Below are 213 nucleotides of genomic sequence, written 5' to 3'. Positions count from 1 at the left end.
TTAACCGATGTAAAAGTTATTGATCCATTAACAAATGGTACTACAGAATTGATGTTAACATCAGGTGATACAGATGCAGATGGAGAATTAGATCTACAAGAGACTTGGATTTATAATACCGTCTACACTGTTACACAAGATAATATTAACGGGTATGGCGTAGATTTTAATGGTGATATTGATGGAGATGGAGATATTGACAATACAGCAACA

Annotated in this window: 1 protein-coding gene; it reads left to right on the top strand. The window is 33.8% G+C overall.

Features of this window, described 5'->3' with window-relative positions:
- The coding region (locus R3X25_RS15210) for a hypothetical protein (protein WP_317675821.1) at nt 1-213 on the top strand (213 nt) is incomplete at both ends.

The sequence above is a fragment of the Lutibacter sp. TH_r2 genome (assembly GCF_033101135.1).
In the GTDB taxonomy this organism is placed as follows: Bacteria; Bacteroidota; Bacteroidia; order Flavobacteriales; family Flavobacteriaceae; genus Lutibacter.
Note: the sequence above shows the minus strand (reverse complement) of the source record. Positions and strands in the feature narration are given on the sequence as shown.